Annotated in this window: 7 protein-coding genes; 3 read left to right on the top strand and 4 right to left on the bottom strand. The window is 74.5% G+C overall.

The window, feature by feature from the left end:
• The first annotated feature begins 76 nt into the window (after positions 1 to 76).
• Genes H4W80_RS59590 through H4W80_RS59600 form a run of 3 tightly spaced genes read left to right on the top strand, consistent with a single transcriptional unit; the run spans position 77 to position 3286 of the window.
• Positions 77 to 958: a thiamine pyrophosphate-dependent dehydrogenase E1 component subunit alpha gene (locus tag H4W80_RS59590; RefSeq protein ID WP_192793107.1), complete on the top strand. Its 882-nt coding sequence runs from the start codon at positions 77 to 79 to the stop codon at positions 956 to 958.
• Positions 955 to 1998 (top strand): alpha-ketoacid dehydrogenase subunit beta, encoded by a 1044-nt coding sequence (locus H4W80_RS59595; RefSeq protein WP_192793108.1) that lies wholly within the window; start codon positions 955 to 957, stop codon positions 1996 to 1998. Before H4W80_RS59590 ends, H4W80_RS59595 begins: the two co-directional genes overlap by 4 nt.
• Positions 1991 to 3286: a 2-oxo acid dehydrogenase subunit E2 gene (locus H4W80_RS59600; protein WP_192793109.1), complete on the top strand. Its 1296-nt coding sequence runs from the start codon at positions 1991 to 1993 to the stop codon at positions 3284 to 3286. The genes H4W80_RS59595 and H4W80_RS59600 overlap by 8 nt, the downstream gene beginning before the upstream one ends.
• On the opposite strand, the gene H4W80_RS59605 is transcribed toward H4W80_RS59600, so the two are convergent.
• The 4 genes from H4W80_RS59605 to H4W80_RS59620 are packed head-to-tail and all read right to left on the bottom strand — an operon-like array spanning position 3257 to position 17674.
• Entirely contained in the window at positions 3257 to 8587 is a 5331-nt protein-coding gene (locus H4W80_RS59605; RefSeq protein WP_192793110.1) for a non-ribosomal peptide synthetase/MFS transporter, read from the bottom strand. The two genes, H4W80_RS59600 and H4W80_RS59605, sit on opposite strands and share 30 nt — an antisense overlap.
• Positions 8584 to 14718 (bottom strand): non-ribosomal peptide synthetase, encoded by a 6135-nt coding sequence (locus H4W80_RS59610; RefSeq protein WP_192793111.1) that lies wholly within the window; start codon positions 14716 to 14718, stop codon positions 8584 to 8586. The genes H4W80_RS59605 and H4W80_RS59610 overlap by 4 nt, the downstream gene beginning before the upstream one ends.
• Complete coding sequence (locus tag H4W80_RS59615; protein ID WP_192793112.1) at positions 14715 to 16199, bottom strand: condensation domain-containing protein; 1485 nt, start codon at positions 16197 to 16199, stop codon at positions 14715 to 14717. Before H4W80_RS59615 ends, H4W80_RS59610 begins: the two co-directional genes overlap by 4 nt.
• A gap of 2 nt (positions 16200 to 16201) precedes the next feature.
• Complete coding sequence (locus tag H4W80_RS59620; RefSeq protein WP_318787593.1) at positions 16202 to 17674, bottom strand: class I adenylate-forming enzyme family protein; 1473 nt, start codon at positions 17672 to 17674, stop codon at positions 16202 to 16204.
• Between the last annotated feature and the right edge of the window lie 82 nt (positions 17675 to 17756).

The raw sequence follows: 17756 nt of genomic DNA on the forward strand, positions 1-17756 counted from the left end.
CTTGGAGACGGCCCTGGACGGGAAATATGCGGATTGTTAGCCTTTCAGGAGGTTCTCCTGGTGCTCGAGAGACTCAATGGACAAACTCTCTGACGACGACCTGGCGCTGTTACTGCTGATCCGATCCTTCGAGCTGAAGCTGCTCGCGCTCTTCGAGCGCGGCGAGCTCAACGGCACCACCCACACCTGCCTCGGCCAGGAGTACGTCCCCGTCTCCCTGCGGACGCTCCTGCGCGAGAGCGACTGGATCTTCAGCAACCACCGGGGCCATGGCCACTATCTGGCCAGGTTCGAGGACCCGGAGGGGCTGCTGGCCGAGATCATGGGCAGGAAGGGGGCGATCTGCGACGGCGTCGGCGGCAGCCAGCACCTGAAGCGCGACCGCTACCTGTCCACCGGCGTGCAGGGCCAGAGCCTACCCGTGGCGGCCGGGGTCGCGCTGCGGCTGAAACGGTACGAGCCGGGCGCGCTGGCGTGCGTCTACATCGGCGACGGCACCTGGGGCGAGGGCGCCGTGTACGAGGCGCTCAACCTGGCCCAGCTCTGGCGGCTCCCGCTCCTGGTCGTGGTCGAGCACAACGGCATCGCCCAGTCCACGCCGACGGGGCTGCAGATGGCGGGCACGGTGGAGGGGCGGGCGCACGCGTTCGGCGTGGCGCACCACCGGGTGGACATCGTGGACATTCACGAGATCCGCGCCCAGCTCGCGCCTCTCGTCGACCGGGTACGGGCGGAGTCGTGCCCGCTGGTCGTGGAGTTCGCCACCCACCGCCTCGGCCCCCACAGCAAGGGCGACGACACCCGGCCGCCCGGCTTCCCGCGCTTCGACTGGTACGCCGCCTACCAGGCCGCGCACCCCGTACAGTCCGCCGGGATCGAGGCGGAGGCCCGTACCCGGATCGACCGGATCGCGGCCGAGGTCGCCGCCCGGCCGCCGTCCGTCTGGCGGGCGGCGTGACGGTCGGCGGGGCGGCCGCGGGCCGGGCGCGCGTCGGCGAGAACCTCAACCGCGCGCTGCACGGCCTCCTCGAGGACGACCCCTCCGTGTACGTCCTGGGCGAGGACCTCCTCGACCCCTACGGCGGCGCCTTCAAGATCACCAAGGGCCTGTCCACCCGCTTCCCCGGCCGCGTGCTCACCACCCCGCTCAGCGAGGGCGCCATCGTCGGTGCGGCCTCGGGGCTGGCGCTGGCGGGCGGCAAGGCGGTCGTGGAGATCATGTTCGCCGACTTCGCGGCGCTCGCCTTCGACCAGATCCTCAACTTCGCCGGCAAATCCGTCTCCATGTACGGGCACCGCGTGCCCCTCCCGCTGGTGATCCGGTGCCCGTCCGGCGGCCACCGCGGCTACGGCCCCACCCACAGCCAGAGCCCGCAGAAGCACTTCATCGGGATCCCCGGGCTGTCGCTGTTCGAGATGTCGCCCTTCCACGACAACCGGGCCGTGCTCGACCGCATGCTGGCGCTGGGCGAGCCGTGCCTGCTGTTCGAGGACAAGGTGCTCTACACGCGGCGGATGTACGAGGTGGACGAGCTGTTCACGTGGGAACTGGTGGGCGACGTGGCGGTGGTCCGCCTCGACACCGGTGGACCCGGCGGCCTTGAGATCCCCTCCGGCGACCTCGACTACGTGCTCATCACCCCCGGCGGGGTCGCCCATCGCGCGCTGGCCGCCATGCGAACCCTGCTGCTCGACCACGACCTGACCGGCGTCCTGATGGTCCCCTCGCGCTTATACCCCCTCGACCTGTCGGACCTGCTGCCGCTGCTCGGGCGGGCGCCGCTGGTGTGCGTGGCCGAGGACGGCAGCGCGGGCGGCACCTGGGGCGACCACGTGGCCGCCGACCTGCACACCCGCCTCTGGGGCCGCCTGCGGCGCCCGGTCCGGCTGGTCAGCTCGGCGGACAGCGTGATCCCCACGGCCGCCCACCTGGAGCGCGAGGTGCTCGTCCAGGACTCCACGATCCGCCGTGCCGTGCTGGAGGGGCTGGATGGCTGAGATCCGGGTGCCGAAGCTGAACACCAACGACTCGGCGTACGTGCTGCTGGAATGGCTGGTTGCGGACGGCGCGCCGGTGCGGGGCGATGACGTGGTGGCGTCGGTGGAGACGTCCAAGACGGTGGAGGAGCTGGTCAGCGGGCACGACGGGATCCTCGTCCACCTCGTCCCGGCGGGCGCCGACTGCACCCCGGGCCAGCCCATCGCCCGCATCACCTCCCATCCCGCACCGGTCGCGGCGGGCTCCGGTGAGGCCCTGCCCTCCACGGCGCCGCTGATCACGGCGCCCGCGCAGGCGCTCATCGACGAGCTGGGCATCGACCCCGCCCGCGTGCGCGCCCTGCCCGTGAAGGTGGTGCGGCGCGCCGACGTCGAGCGCCTGGCCGCAACGGGCGCACCCCCGCCGGCGCCGCCTGCCACTCAAGGACTCGCGCTGTCCGCGGAGGCTGCCGTCCCGGAGACACCCCCATCGCCCCTGCCCACCGCGCTGTCGCCCGCAGTCACGCCACCCGGCGAGACGCCGCCCGCCGTCGTCCCGCCCGCCGCCGTTGCGCCGAGTATCGTGCCCGCCCCCGCCACGTCGGCCGCTGTCGCGTCACCCGGTGCCGCGCCTGACTCCGGCGTGCCGGCCGGGGAGAGCGTGCAGCGGCTGAGCGGGAATCAGCGGGCCGTCGGAAGGACGGTGAGCCTTTCGCATCGGACGATCCCCGCCGCCTACACCGCCATAAAAGTCGACGTAGGCAAGGCCACCGCAGCCGCCCGCGACCTCACCAAGCGCCTGCGCAAGCTCGTCGGCCTGCCCGACCTCCTCATCGCCGCCGTCGCCCGCCTGCACCAGGACTTCCCGCTGTGCTTCGCCACCCTCCTGGACGAGGACACGGCCGCCGTCCCCGACGCCCCCGACGTGGGCGTAACGATCGATCTCGGCACCGGCCTGTACGTGCCGGTCATCCGGGACGCGCACGACAAGGGGATCGAGGAGATCGCCGGGGAGCTGGCCGGCTTCCGGAGGCTGGCCCAGCGCGGCGGGTTCAGGCAGGAGCACCTGGACGGCGGCAACATCGTCGTCACCCTGCACCACGACCGTGACATCGTCATGGCCGTCCCCATCGTCTTCCCGGGCCAGGCGTGCGCCCTCGCGCTCACCTCGCCGCAGCGGGAGGGCGAGCGCACCGTGGCGGTGATCGGGCTGGCCTACGACCACCGGCTGGTCAACGGCAGGGACGCCGTCCTGTTCCTCCAGGCGCTCAAGGAAGGGCTAGAGGCGGCGTCGTTCGAGGGACTGTAGGCCGACCAGGTCGTCGGGCGCGGCGTCGGCGGCGTCGTCCACCAGGGACGGCAGCCGGGACCGGAGCGCCACGACCGCCAGCACCGCCATCGCGACCGCGAACAGGACGTACATCAACCCCACCCCCCGCCCCGCCCCCGTTCCGATCAGCGCGCCGACGGTGGAGGCGAGCGGCCCGTCCGGGGCGAGCAGCGGGTCGAACACCGCCGCCCCGTACGGCGCCACGAGCCCGAACCCCAGCGGCAGCGTCGACCAGGCGATCAGCGTGTTCAGCGCGAACACCCGCCCGTGGAAGCGCTGCGGCACCTTCACCTGCACGATCGTGGCGTAGACCCCGTTGAGCAGCGTCACCCACAACGACATCCCGAACGCCCCGATCCCGATCGTCACCAGATCCGGCCGCAACCCCGTGACCAGGCAGAACACGGCCAGCGCGAGCGTGCACCAGAGCACCGCCCGCATCCGCCGGTGGCCCGGCCCGCCCCACACCGTCATCGCCAGGCCGCCGAGCAGCACCCCGAGCCCCGACAGGAACGAGATCCGCCCCACGTCCTGCAGCCCCGCGAACGACAGCACCAGCGGCGAGATCATCAGGAAGAGCGGCGACAGGAACACGTTCAGGACCGCGAAGAACAGCAGCATCCGCCGGAAGCCGAGCTGCCCCCACGAATACCGGAACCCGGCCACCAGCTCCGTCATGACCGGCTCCTTGCGCCGCCAGGCCATCGCCCGGGGGAAGCGCACCAGCAGCGTCACGGCGATCGCGAACACGTAGCTGACCACGTCCAGGACCAGGATGCCCCCGAGCCCGACGACCGCCATCAGCCCGGCGGCCGCCAGCGGCACGATGAGCTGCGTCATCCCCCCGGCCATCTGCACGATGCCGTTCGCGTGGCCGAGGTGCCGCTTGGGCACGAGCTGCGGCACGGCCGAGCTGTAGGCGAGGCGCTGGAACGTGAGCGCCACCGACAGCAGCGCGAGCAGCGGGTAGACGTGCCAGGTCTGCAGGTTGCCGGTCCACAGCAGCACGCCGAGCAGGAGCTGCGTCCCGAGTGCGGCGAAGTCGCCGCCGAGCATCACGGTACGGCGGTCGCTGCGGTCCACGATGGCGCCCGCCAGCGGGGCCACCACCATCCCCGGCACCAGGCCGAGCACGGCGAGCAGGGCGAACTGGGCCAGGGAGCCCGTGGTGAGATAGATCCAGATCGGAATGGCGAACTCGGTCAGTGCCGAGCCCATGATCGACAGCAGCTGGCCCCCGGCCACGGCCAGGAACCGCCGCATGCTGGGTTGCGGCCCGGCGAGCGATCCCCGAGCCGGGGCCGGCCGTGCGGATGGGATGAGGTGGGAGGTGTCGTGCAGGCGCCAGTTCGGGCCCGACGCCGGCTCGCCCGTCTCCAGGGCGAGGTGGGTGCGGGTCACGATCTCGGCCAGCTCCTGCGCCCGATATTTCAGGAAAAAGTGTCCGGCCTCATCCAGCTCCACCACCGCGGCCGTCGGACTCAGGAAGTGCCACTCGCGATACCGCTCCTCGAAGTACTCGGTAGCCGGATCCCGCTCGCCCGCCACACTGATCACCGGCGCCCGCAACGGCTCCACCGCGCTCTCGAACAGCCCGGTGAAATACTCCTCCGCGGCCTCCGTGTCCTCGCGCATGTTCCTGATGATGTGCCGCGCCTGTCCCGGATCGAGCTCGCTCATGTCGAGCCCCATCGAGGTCAGCCAGTTGGCGTAGCTGCGGTCGCTGCGCAGGTACTCCCGCCGCGCCACCCGGGACAGCGCCGCCAGAACCCGGTTCCCCGGCCGGGCGAACGGGAAGATCGCCCCGATGTAGACCGCTTCGAGCCGCCGCCCCGCCGCCTCCAGCCGCCGCGCGATGGCGACCGTCAGCGCCGACCCGACCCCGCAGTGCCCGTACAGCGCGAGCGGCCCCCGTACCTTCTCCAGGATCTCCCGCACGCACCGGTCGGCCACCTCCTCCAGAGGCAGCCGGTCATCCTCCAGCCCCACGTCGTGCCCGGGGATCGCGACCGCCCACAGCGCGTGCGTGGCGGGCAGCGCGTCGGCCAGCGGCTGATAGGCCACCGCGGCGCCCCCGCCGTACGGGACGCACACGTACGTGAGCTCGGCACGGGCGCGGCGCGGCGTCAGCTCGTGCAGCAGCCCGCGCGGCCCGGCGGCGCCCCCGTCGGCGAACGCGGCCAGCTCGCGCACCGTCGGATGCTTGAACAGGTCCACCACCGCGACCGGCGACGGGAGCCGCCTGCGCAGGCGCGCCACGACCTTGATGGCCAGCAGCGAGTGCCCGCCGACGTCGAAGAAGTCGTCGTCGACGCCGAAGTCCGCCCCGTCGAGCACCTCCGCCCAGACGGCGCTCACCAGGCGTTCGGTGTCGGTCTCCGGCCGGGTGCGCGTTCCTGCCGGAGCGGCGGAGGGGGCGGGGAGGCGGCGGCGGTCCACCTTGCCGTTGGACGTGAGGGGCAGGCTCGGGAGGGCGACGAAACGGGCGGGGATCATGTACGCGGGCAGCGTCTCGGCGAGGTGGGCGCGCAGCCGCACCGGGTCCAGGCGCGGCGTGACCACGTACGCGACGAGCTGCGCCCCCGTGCCCCGCCCGTCGGTCGTGACCACGCACTCGGTCACGTCGGGGTGGCGGGCGAGATGGGTCTCGATCTCGCCCAGCTCGATCCGGTAGCCGCGGATCTTGACCTGGGCGTCGGCCCGGCCGAGGAACTCGATGACGCCGTCGGCGGCGTACCGGCCGAGGTCGCCCGTGCGGTAGAGGCGCTCGCCGGTGCGGGGGTGGGTGCGGAAGGAGGCGGCCGTCCGCTCGGGGTCGCGCCAGTAGCCGGTGGCGACGCCCGCGCCGCCGATGTACAGGTCGCCGGGCACGCCGACGGGCATGTCCCGCAGCCCGGGGCCGAGGACGTGGAACGTCTGGTTGGCCAGGGGGCGGCCGTACGGGATGGAGGTCCAGGCCGGGTCCACCCGGCCGATCGGGTACGAGATGGACCAGATCGACCCCTCGGTGGCGCCGCCCAGGCTGATGACCTCGGCGTCCGGGGCGAGGGCGCGGATGCGGTCGGGGAGCGTCAGCGGGATCCAGTCGCCCGACAGCAGGACCAGGCGCAGCGAGCCGAGGTCGGCGCCCTCGTGCTCGGCGTGGTCCACCAGGAGCTCCATGAGGGCGGGCACGGAGTTCCAGACGGTGACGCGTTCCCGCTCCACCAGGCGGGCCCAGGCGGCCGGGTCCTTGTCGGCGGCCGGGTCGCCTATGACGAGGGTCGCCCCGACGGCCAGCGCGCCGTAGACGTCGTACACGGACAGGTCGAAGCTCAGGGCCGACAGCGCGAGGAAGCGGTCGGCGGGGCCGACGCGGAAGCGCTGGTTGAGGTCGCGGACGGTGTTCAGGGCGGCCCGGTGCTCGATCATCACCCCCTTGGGGGCGCCGGTGGAGCCGGAGGTGAAGATCACGTACGCGAGGTCGGCGGGGGAGGCGGGACAGTCGAAGGGCGGGGCGTCGGCGTCCGGGAGCACCGCGAGCCGGGTCACCCCGGCGGGCCAGGACAGCTCCAGCCAGGGCTGGGTGACGGCGATCGCGCATCCGCCGCGCTCGATCAGCTCGAAGCGCCGCTGGTCGGGCAGGTCGGCGTCGATCGGCAGGTACGCCGCCCCGGCCGCGTTGACCGCCAGCACCGCGACGACCTGCTCCCAGCCCCGCTCCATCACGACGGCCACCAACCGGCCCGGCCCGGCCCCAGCCGCCCTGAGCTCGGCGGCCAGCGACCGCACCCGGCGGCGCAGCTCCCCGTACGTGATCTCGCCCCCGGGATGCCGCACCGCCACGGCCCCGCTGTCCGCGCCGGACATGACCGGCTCGTGCAGCAGGCCGGGCGGGCCGAGGTCGACGGCGGTGTCGTTCCAGCGCCGCCGCTCGTCCAGCTCGCGCGGCGTCAGCAGCTCCAGCTCCGACACCGGCGCCGCCGGATCGGCCGCCACCCCTTCCAGCAGCGTGACCAGGTGCCCGGCCATGCGCTCGATCCGCTCGGCGGAGAACAGCGCGGTGTTGTAGACGAACAGGAACGCCCCGCCGCCCCCGGTGTAGAGCTCCAGGTCGAAGCGGGTCGCCCACACTCCCGGCTCGAACCCCTCCAGCGTCAGCGGCCCCGGCTCCGGCTCGCCGCCGTAGTTCTGCATGGCGAGGAGGACCTGGAACACCGGCGACCTGGACGGCTCCCGCGCCACGTTCAGCTCCGACACCAGCCGCTCGAACGGCACCTCCTGGTGCGAGTACGCGTCCGTGGCCAGCTCCCGCACCCGGTCCAGCAGCTCCTCGAACGACGGATCCCCGGACAGGTCCACCCGCATCGCCAGCAGGTTGACGAAGCACCCGACCAGGTTGTCCAGCTCGGGCAGCGCCCGCCCGGCCACCGGCGAGCCGATCGCCACGTCGTCCTGCCCCGCGTACCGCCCGAGCAGCACCGCGAAGGCCGCCAGCAGCACCATGTACGGCGTCGCGCGATGCTCCCCGCCCAGCCGGTCCAGCCGCTCGGCCAGCTCGGGGGCGATCGCGAAGTGGTGCGCCGCCCCGGCGTAGGTCAGCTCGGGCGGCCGCGGCGCGTCGGCCGGCAGCTCCAGGGGCTGCAGCCCGGCCAGCCGGTCGCGCCAGTAGCCGACGTCGCCGTCCGCGCGTTCGCGCTGCCAGGCGGCGAAGTCCCCGTACGTGATCGGCAGCTCGGGCGCGGTCCCGCCGGTGCAGAACGCCAGGATCTCGCGCAGCAGGAGGTTCGCCGACCAGCCGTCGGCCGCGATGTGGTGCACGGCCAGCGCCAGCACGTGGTCGTCGGGCGCCAGCCGTACCAGCAGGGCTCTCATGACCGGGCCCGCCACCAGGTCGAACGGCTCCGCCAGGAACGGCCCCACCAACTCCCTGGCCTCCTCCGCCGACCCGGCCGCGGCGACGGTCAGCGGGACCTCGGACTCGTCCGACACCAGCACGTCCGGCTGCCCGTCCGCGCCCGCCGGGAAGCGGGTGCGCAGCGGCTGGTGGCGTTCGCAGACCCTGCGCAGCGCCGCCGCCAGCGCGTCGGCCCGGAGCGGCCCGCGCACCCGCCGCACCAGCGGGATCGTGTAGGCGGCGTTCCCCGGGGCGTACTGCTCCATGAACCACAGCCGCTCCTGCGCGTACGACAGGGGCGGCGGCCGGTCGGCGGGCAGCGCGGGGATGGCCGGCCGCGATCCGCCGCGCCTGCGCAGCCGCTGGGTGAGCAGCGCCCGCTGGGCCTGCGTCAACTCGGTCATGGGCCCTCCTCCGCCAGTCTCATGACCTGCTCGTCGGACAGCCCCGCTATCTCGGCCACCAGCGCCTCCTCGACAGCCTGCGCCAGCGCCGCGACGGTACGGCGGTCGAACAGCGTACGGATCGGCAGGTCCACCCCCGCCAGGGCGCGCAACCGGGCGGCCACCCGGATGGCGAGCAGCGAGTGGCCGCCGAGGGCGAAGAAGTCGTCGAACGCGCCGATCTTGTCCGCGCCCAGCACCTCCGCCCAGACGTCGGCCACCAGCTCCTCGGCGTCGGTCCTGGGCGGCGTGCCGTCGCTCCCAACGGGGGCGTCCGGCTCGGGGAGCGCGGCCCGGTCGAGCTTGCCGTTGCGGGTGAGGGGCAGCGCGTCGAGCAGCACCCAGCGCGCGGGCACGAGGTACGGCGGCAGCGCCCGCGCCACGTGCTCGGCCAGGCCCGCCACACCGCTCTCCCCACGCGGCACCACGTAGGCCACCAGGTCGCCCTCCCGCGCGAGCACGGCCGCCTGCCGGACGGCGGGATGGGCGAGCAGGCAGTGCTCGACCTCGCCCGGCTCGACGCGGAACCCGCGCACCTTCACCTGGTCGTCCAGACGGCCGAGGAACTCCAACCGGCCGTCGCGCCGCAGCCGCACCCGGTCGCCCGTCCGGAAGTAGCGGCCCTCCGGCAGGGTCACGAACGGCGTATCGGGGGCGTTGAGGTAGCCGCGGGCCACGCCCGGCCCGCCGACGTACAGCTCGCCGGGCGCGCCCGGCGGGGTCGGCGCCCCGTGGCGGTCGAGAACCTGGACCGGGGTCGCCCCCACCGGGCGGCCGATCGGCGGATGCGGGTCCCCGCCCGCCAGCTCCGCGCACGTGGCGATGATCGTCGTCTCCGTGGGGCCGTAGGTGTTGAGCAGCCGCACCCGGTCGCCGAAGCGTTCGCGCCAGCGGGCCACGGCCTGCGCGCGCACCTGCTCGCCGCCGAGGATCACCAGGCGCAGCCGGTCCGGCCACGGGATCTCGTCGATCAGGTCCACCAGGTGGTGGAAGTAGGCGGTGGGCAGGTCGAGCACGGTGACGTCGGCCCGCCGGGCGAGCAGGTCCGGCAGGGTGGCGCCGCCGCCGGGCAGCAGCTCGACCGTGGCGCCCGCGGCCAGCGCCGGGAAGATCTCCTCGGCGTGGGTGTCGAAGCTCAGCGAGGCGAGCTGGACGACGCGGTCGCCGGGGCGCAGGCCGTACGCGGAGCGCATCCACCGGACCCGCTCGGCCAGCCCGGCGTGCTCGACGGCGACCCCCTTGGGGGTGCCGGTGGAGCCCGAGGTGTAGATCACGTACGCCAGGCCGGGCCTGCGTTCCGCGGGGCCCGCCCCCGGCTCGATCCCCGCCGCGACGATGAGGGACGTCCCCGCGGCCATGGCGCGCAGGCGCCCCGGCGGGTACCCGGGGTCCAGGGGCACGTAGGCGGCGCCCACCCGCCAGATCGCCAGCATGGCCACCACCGCCTCGACCGAGCGGCCCGCCCGGAGCCCGACCAGGTCCCCCTCGCCCGCGCCCCGCCCGGCCAGCTCCCCTGCCAGCCGCGCCACCCGCCGCTCCAGCTCGGCGTACGTCACGGCCTCGGCGCCGCAACTCACGGCCACCTCGCCGGCGTGCGCCGCCACCGACTCGGCGATGAGCCCTCCGACGGTCCCCACGCTGCCCATCGGAGGGCCCATCGGAGGGCCCATCGGAGGGCCCGCCGCAGGGCGGTCCAGCGACGCGAGCAGGGCCTCGTCGGACGGCGTCAGTACGGGCAGGCGCGACAGGGGCACCCGCCGGTTGCCCGGGTCGGCCACCCCCCGCAGCACCACCGCGAACCGCTCCGCCAGCTCCGCCACCGTCTCCGCGTCGAACAACCCCGCGTCGTATCCGAACGCCACCCGCAGCCGCCCGGGCGACCGCCACGCCTCCACGGTCAGGTCGAACTTGGCCTGCCGGTACCCGTCGTCGAAGAACGACATCCGCACCGGGCCGAGGTGGTCGCGTTCGCCGTCGGCGGTCTGGCTGTTCAGGGTGAACAGGGTCTGGAACATCGGCTTCCTGGCCAGGTCCCGTTCCACGTCCAGCTCGGCCAGCAGCTGCTCGAACGGCACGTCATGATGGGCCATCGCGTCCAGGACGGTCTTTCGTGTCCTGGCCAGCAGCTCCTCCAGCGCCGGGTCGCCCGACAGGTCGCCGCGCAGGACGAGCGTGGTGCTCAGGTAGCCGATGAGGGGCTCCAGCTCCACCCGGTCCCGCCCCGCCGTCGGCGACCCGACCAGCACGTCGTCCTGCCCGGTGTGCCGCGACAGCAGGATCTGGTACGCCGACAGCAGCACCATGAAGAGCGTCACCCGATGCCGGCGAGCCGTCGACTCCAGCCGGGCGAGCAGCTCGCCCGGCACCTCCAGCAGGTGGAAGTCGCCACGCGTCGCCCCGGCGCGGTGCGGCCGGTCCGTGTGCAGGTCGAGGGTGGGCGGGTCGGCGAGCCGGGCGCGCCAGTAGTGGAGGGCCGCGCCGCGGTCCTGCTCCCGCCGCCACCCGGCGACGTCCCCGTGCTGCACGGCCAGCGGCGCGAGCTCGGCGGAGGCGTACAGGGCGGCCAGGTCGTCCAGGAAGACGGTGATCGACCAGCCGTCGGCCACGATGTGGTGCAGGACGACGCAGAGCACGTGGTCGTCCGGACCGATCCGGACCAGCGTGACGCGCAGCGGCGGCGCTGCGCCCAGGTCGAGCGGGGCGTTCGTGCGGGCGGCGACGAGCGCGCGCGCTTCGGCCTCGTCGCGGGCCTCCAGCCGCTCGATCCTGGCGGGTGCGGGCCGCTCGACCACGGCCACCGGCCGCCCGTCCACCTCGGGGAAGCGGGTCCGCAACGACTCGTGCCTGGCGATCAGCCCGGTCAGCGCCCGCTCCAGCGCCGCCTCGTCGAGCGGCCCTTGGAGCCTGCGCACGATGTACATGTTGTACGAGGCGTCGGAGGGATCCAGGCGGTGCAGGAACCACAGGCGTTCCTGGGCGGGGGAGAGCGGCGGCAGCGTGCCGGCCGGGCGCGGCACGAGGGGGCTGCCCGGCTCGCCCGCCGGCTCGTCCAGCGTCGCGGCGAACCCGGCGACCGTGGGATGCGTGAACAGCTCCCGCAGCGGCGCCGCCGTGCCCGCCGCCGCGAGCCTGGCGATGACCCGGGTGGCCAGCAGCGAGTGGCCGCCGAGCGCGAAGAAGTCGTCGTCCGCGCCGAGGTCGCCGGTGCCCAGCACCTCGGCGAAGATCCGCGCCACCTGCCGCTCCCTGGCGGTCACCGGCGCGCCGCCCCGGCCGGCCGCCGGCCGCGCGGGCTCGGGCAGCGCCCGCCGGTCCACCTTCCCGTTGGGGGTCAGCGGCAGGTCCTCCAGGGGCACGACGACCGAGGGCAGCATGTACGGGGGCAGCCACTCGGCCGCCCGCTCCAGCAGATCGTCCGGGACGGCGGGCACCACGTAGGCCACCAGGTCGCCGCCCCGCACCACCACGGCGGCCCGGCGCACCCCGGGGTGCCGCTCCAGGGTGGCCTCGATCTCGCCCGGCTCGACCCGGTGCCCCCGCAGCTTGACCTGGCCGTCCCCGCGCCCCAGGAACTCCAGCGTGCCGTCGGCCAGCCACCGCACCCGGTCGCCCGTGCGGTACCACCCGCCCGGGAACGCCTCGGGCGGCTCCCCCGGCGAGCGCAGGTAGCCGAGCGCCACCCCGGCGCCGCCGATGACCAGCTCCCCGGGGACGCCGACGGGCGCGGGGGAGCCGGAGCGGTCGAGGACCCGTACCGTGGTGTTCGCGAGCGGCCGCCCAATGCTCACCCGGTCGGGGGAGGGCGGCACCTCCCAGGCGGTGGACCAGATCGTGGTCTCGGTCGGCCCGTACATGTTGAGCAGCCGCTCCACCCGCCTGCGCAGCCGCCGGGCCAGCGCGAGCGGCAGCGCCTCGCCCCCGGCCAGCGCCACCAGCCCCGACGGGTCCAGCCCGGCGGACAGCAGCATGCTCCACCCGGACGGCGTGGCCTGCACGTGGGTGACCCCGGACGCGCCGATCAGCCGGGCCAGCGCCACCCCGTCGCGCACGGCGTCGTCACCGGCCAGCACCAGCCGCCCGCCCGTCACCAGCGGCAGGTACAGCTCCAGCCCGGCGATGTCGAACGACAGCGCCGTGCTGCCCAGCCACACGTCCTCCGGGCGGGAGCCGAGCAGCCGTTCCATCCCGGCCAGCAGGTTGACCAGCGCGGAGTGCGGCACCGCCACGCCCTTCGGCGTGCCGGTGGAGCCCGAGGTGTGCAGCACGTACGCCGGGGCCCCGGCGTACGCCGCGTTCGAAGGGCCGGACGCCGCGTCCAAAAGGCCGGACGCCGCGTTCAAGGGGCCCGACGCCGCGTCCAGAAGGCCGGACGCCTCGGGCGCCGGGGCGATCCGTTCGACGTTCCCGGGCAGGGGCGCCGACGGGCCGGCCAGCGCGACCCGCACGCCCGCCTGGGCGAGCATGGCCGCGACGCGCCCGGCGGGCAGCGCCGGGTCCACCGGCAGGTACGCGGCCCCCGCCATCATGACGCCCAGCAGCGTCCCTGGCAGCTCGGCCGAGCGCGGCAGGCACACCGCCACCACGGACCCGGGCCCCGCCCCGCGCGCCCGCAGCCCCGCCGCGACGAGCCGGGCCCGGCCGGCCACCTCGGCATAGGTGCGCGCCTGCCCGGAGCACTCCACCGCCACGGCGTCCGGCCGCAGCTCCGCCTGCCGCAGGAACAGGTCCACGACCGTGCCGGACGGGACATCGGTCGCGGTGTCGTTCCAGGAGTCCAGCAGCCGGCGCTCCTGGGGCGGCAGCACCTCCAGCTCCGACACCCGCGCGCCGGGACGGCGGACGACGGAGCCCAGCAGCGTCAGGAACCGCGTCGCCAGCCGCTCCACCGTGCCCCGGGAGAACAGCTCGGCGCTGTAGACGAACGCGCCGCGCAGCCCGCCGCCGTCCGGCCACAGGTCCACGCGCAGGTCCACCATCGCGGGCGGCGTCCCGTGCGGGAACGGCTCGCTGGCCAGCCCGGCGAACGTGGCGGCCTCGCCGTACCCGACCGCCGCGTTGTGCAGCCCGAACATGGTCTGGAAGAGCGGCGTGCGGCTGAGGTCGCGTTCGATGTCGAGCGCCGACAGCACCCGCTCGACGGGCGTCTCGCCGTGCGCCATCGCCTCCAGCACGGTCCGTCGGGTGCGCCGCAGCAGCTCCGTGAACGCCGGATCGCCCGACAGGTCGCCCCGCAGCACCAGCGTCGAGGCGAACAGCCCGACCATCGGCTCCAGCTCGGGCCGGCTCCGCCCGGCCGTGGGCGTGCCGACCACGATGTCGTCCTGCCCGGTGTGGCGGGCCAGCAGCGCCTGGTACGCGGCCAGCAGCACCATGAACAGCGTGCACCGCTCCGCCCGGGCGAGCCGCGCCAGCGAGGCCACCAGTTCCGGATCGAGGTCGAACCAGGTCTCCCCGCCCGCGCTGCCGCGCCGGGCCGGGCGCGGCCGGTCCACCGGCAGGTCCAGCGGCGCGGCCCCGCCGAGCCTGGCCGTCCAGTGGTCGAGGTCCCTTTCCGCGTCCGCGTCCGCGTCGGCCTCGCGCTGCGCGTCGGCGTACTCGGCGTAGGTCGTGGCCAGCTCCGGCAGCCCGGCCGGGGTGCCGTCCAGGCGGGCCGCGTAGCACGTGGCCAGGTCGTCCATGAGCACGTTCAGCGACCAGCCGTCGCCGATGATGTGGTGCAGCACGACGCACAGCACGTGGTCGGAGGGGGAGAGCCGGACCAGGGTGACGCGCAGGGGCGGCGCGGAGCCCAGCTCGAAAGGGGTGTTCGCGCGCTCTTCGAGCAGCCGCGCGGCCTGCTCGGGGGTGTCGAGGTCGACGCGCTCGACCGGCACGGGACCCGGCGGCTCCACGATCGCGACCGGCTGCCCGTCGTGGTCGGGGAAGCGGGTGCGCAGCGACTCGTGCCGCGCCACCACGTCGCCGAACGCGCCGGTCAGGGCGTCGGCGTCGAGCGGGCCGGAGATCCGGCGCACGACGGCCACCCGGTAGGCGGGGTCGGCCGGGTCGAGCCGGTGCAGGAACCAGAGCCGCTCCTGGCCCAGGGAGATCATGCGCGCAGCTCGCTGACCGCCGCCGCCACCCCGGCGACCGTCGGATCGTCGAGGAACACGTCGAACGGCACCTCGACGCCGAGCCGTTTCCTGATCCTGGCGCTGATCTGGGTGATGGTCAGCGAGTGGCCGCCGAGGTCGTACAGGTCCTCGTCGGGGGCGAGCTCCTCGATCCGCAGGACCTCCATCCAGATCTGCCGTACCTGCTCGACCAGCTCGCCGTCCGCCGTGGGGGCCTCGCCCGGCGCGGACGTCGGCACTGGCTCGGACGCCGTCGTCGGCGTCGGTGTGGCGGTGGGCAGGGGCAGGTCGGCGAGCCGGAGGCCGGGGTCGGCGGCCAGCACGGCCCGCAGGTGCTCCCCGGCCCGCTCGACGTGCTCGCGCCCGATGACGTCGGGGCTGTGGTGCAGGGTGAGCCGCAGCCCGTCGTCGCCGTCCACGGCCTGCAGGTGCAGGACGTTCCTGACCATGTGGTTGGACATCTTCCACTCGGCCACCAGGCCCAGGCCCGGGAAGACCACGTCGGCCGCGCGCCGCCGGAAGCTGATCGACACCGGCGCCAGCGCCGGGCGCGGCCGGATGCCGCCCGCCGCCCTGGCCGCGGGGATGTCGCGGAAGCGGTTGAGGTCGCGCAGCCGCGCCCGCAGGTCGTGGGCCAGCTCCGCGAGCGTGGTGTCCGGCGTGGGCGCGGAGTAGAGGGGTAACTCGGTGGCGAACAGGCCGATGTGCTCCCTGGTCTCCGGCCGCCGGGTGGACATGGCGACCGCGACCGCCGGCTCGGCGTTGCCGTAGCGGAAGAGCAGGGCGTGCACCGCCGCCAGGAACAGCTCGAACCGCGTGACCCCCACCCCCTCCCATCCGGACATCTCATCCGTCAGGTCGAGCAGGACCGTCTCGCCCCGGCCGGCCGTCCGCGCGGTCCCGGCCACCCCGTCGATGACCACCGTCGAGCGGTCGCGCCAGTGCTCGTGCCAGTACGCCGTGGCCTCGGGCGGGGTCGCGGCGGCGCTCCCGTACGGCATGGGCAGCGGCGGCAGGGGCCCGCCCGAGTACGCCGCCGCCAGGTCGCGCACCAGCAGGTCCTTCGACATGCCGTCGAACACCAGGTGGTGCCCCACGAACAGCAGCAGATGCCGCGACGCCCCCACCTCCGCCAGCGTGAACCGCGCCAGCGGCCCCCGCCCCAGGTCGAACGGCCGCGCGATCTCCTCGCGCACCAGGCCGTCCACGTCCGCCGCCCGTACGAACCCGATCGGCGGCCGGTCGGCGGCGGGCACCAGGTGCAGCTCCCCGTCGCGGTCCTCGAACGCGCACCCCAGCACCGGGTGGCGGGCGAGCACCGACTCGCACGCCTTCAGCATCGCCCCCCGGTCCAGCGGGCCGTCGAACCACATGGCGAACGGCATGTGGTACGCGGTGCCGCCGCCGTGCATCATCTCGGTGATCCACATGCCGTGCTGGGCCTGCGATGCCAGGACCATCGTCACTCCTCTGCCATACGGCGCAGTTCCCGCTTGATGACCTTGCCCGCGGCGTTCCTGGGCAGGGTGTCCAGGGTGAGCAGCACCGTGGGCAGCTCGTGCCCGGCCAGCCGGGTGCTCAGGAAGGCCCGTACGTCGCTGAGCGCCAGCGGCCCGGTGGCCACCACGGCGGCGGCCACCGCCGTGCCCATCACCGGGTGCGGCACCCCGAACACCGACGCGTCCGCCACGGCCGGGTGCTCGTGCAGCGCCGACTCGACCTGGATCGTCGAGACCTTGAACGCGCCCGACTTGATCACGTCGCTCTCCCGGTCGACGAGGTACAGGTAGCCCTCGTCGTCGAGACGGCCCAGGTCGCCCATGCGCACCCAGCCGCCCTGGAACGCCCCGTCCTCGCCGGTGTTGTAGTAGGCGCGGGGATGGGCGGCGGCGCGCAGCCACACCTCGCCCGTCTCGCCGGGCGCCACGGGGGTGCCGTCCGCGTTCGCGATCCTGAGCCGGGAGCCGCCCGCCGCGCGGCCGAGCGAGCCGGGCCGGTCCGGGTCGTAGATCATGATGGTCTGCGCCGGGGCGGCCTCGGTGGAGGTGTAGTAGTTCGCGACGGTCGCGTTCGGGAACGCGGCGGTCAGGCCGGCGGCGACCGACGGGGGCAGCGCGGCGGCGGCCGAGCCGAGCAGCAGCACGCTGGACAGGTCGTGGCGGTCCTGCACGCGAGCGTTGAGGAGCTCGGCGGCCATCGCGGGGACGACGAAGACGGTGCCGGCCGCGTACTCCTCGATCAGGGCGGCGAAGCGGGCCGGGGTGAAGAGCGGGAGCGTCACCACCGCCGGGGCGGCGGTGAGGGCGTGGAGCAGCATCACCTGGCCGGCGTTCGTGCCGATGGGGAAGGCGTGCACCAGATGCCGGGAATGGGCGAACGGGCGGCGCTTGGGGTGGACGGGCGGGGAGGCCAGGTTCGCGTGGGTGGCGGCGACGCCCTTGGGGCGGCCGGTCGTGCCGGAGGTGTAGAGGATCTGGGCGAGCGAGAGCGGATCCAGGGCCACCGTCTCCTCGCGGTCGGCCGTTCCCGGCAGGAGCTCCGTCAGCGGGACGGCGGCCGGTCCCGGCAGGAGCTCTGCCAGCGGGACGGCGGCCGTTCCCGGAGGGAGCACCGGCTCCGCGCCGCCGTGGACGACCGTGGTCGCCCCGCAGTCCTCGATCATGTACGCCAGCTCCGGCGGGGCGAGCCGGTCCGAGAGCGGCACCGCCACGCCGCCCGCCTTCAGCACGGCCATCCAGCTCACCGCGTAGTCCAGCCATTCGCGGGCGCCGAAGACCAGCGCGACCCGATCGCCCTTGAGCGGCCCCGGGAGCGCGCGGGCGGCGGCGGTGGAGCGCTCGTCCCACTCCGCCAGGGTCAGGCTGCCCTGGCCGGCGACGATCAGCGCGGTGTGGTCGGGATCGGTGGCGGCTCGGGACGTCAGGAGATCGGGCACTGGAAGGGCCGACGGAACCACCCCCAGAATTTTTTTCGTCGTGCCGCTTGACGCTAGAAAAAATGCACACATGCGTCAAGCC

The organism is Nonomuraea angiospora, from assembly GCF_014873145.1.
Classification (GTDB): Bacteria; Actinomycetota; Actinomycetes; order Streptosporangiales; family Streptosporangiaceae; genus Nonomuraea; species Nonomuraea angiospora.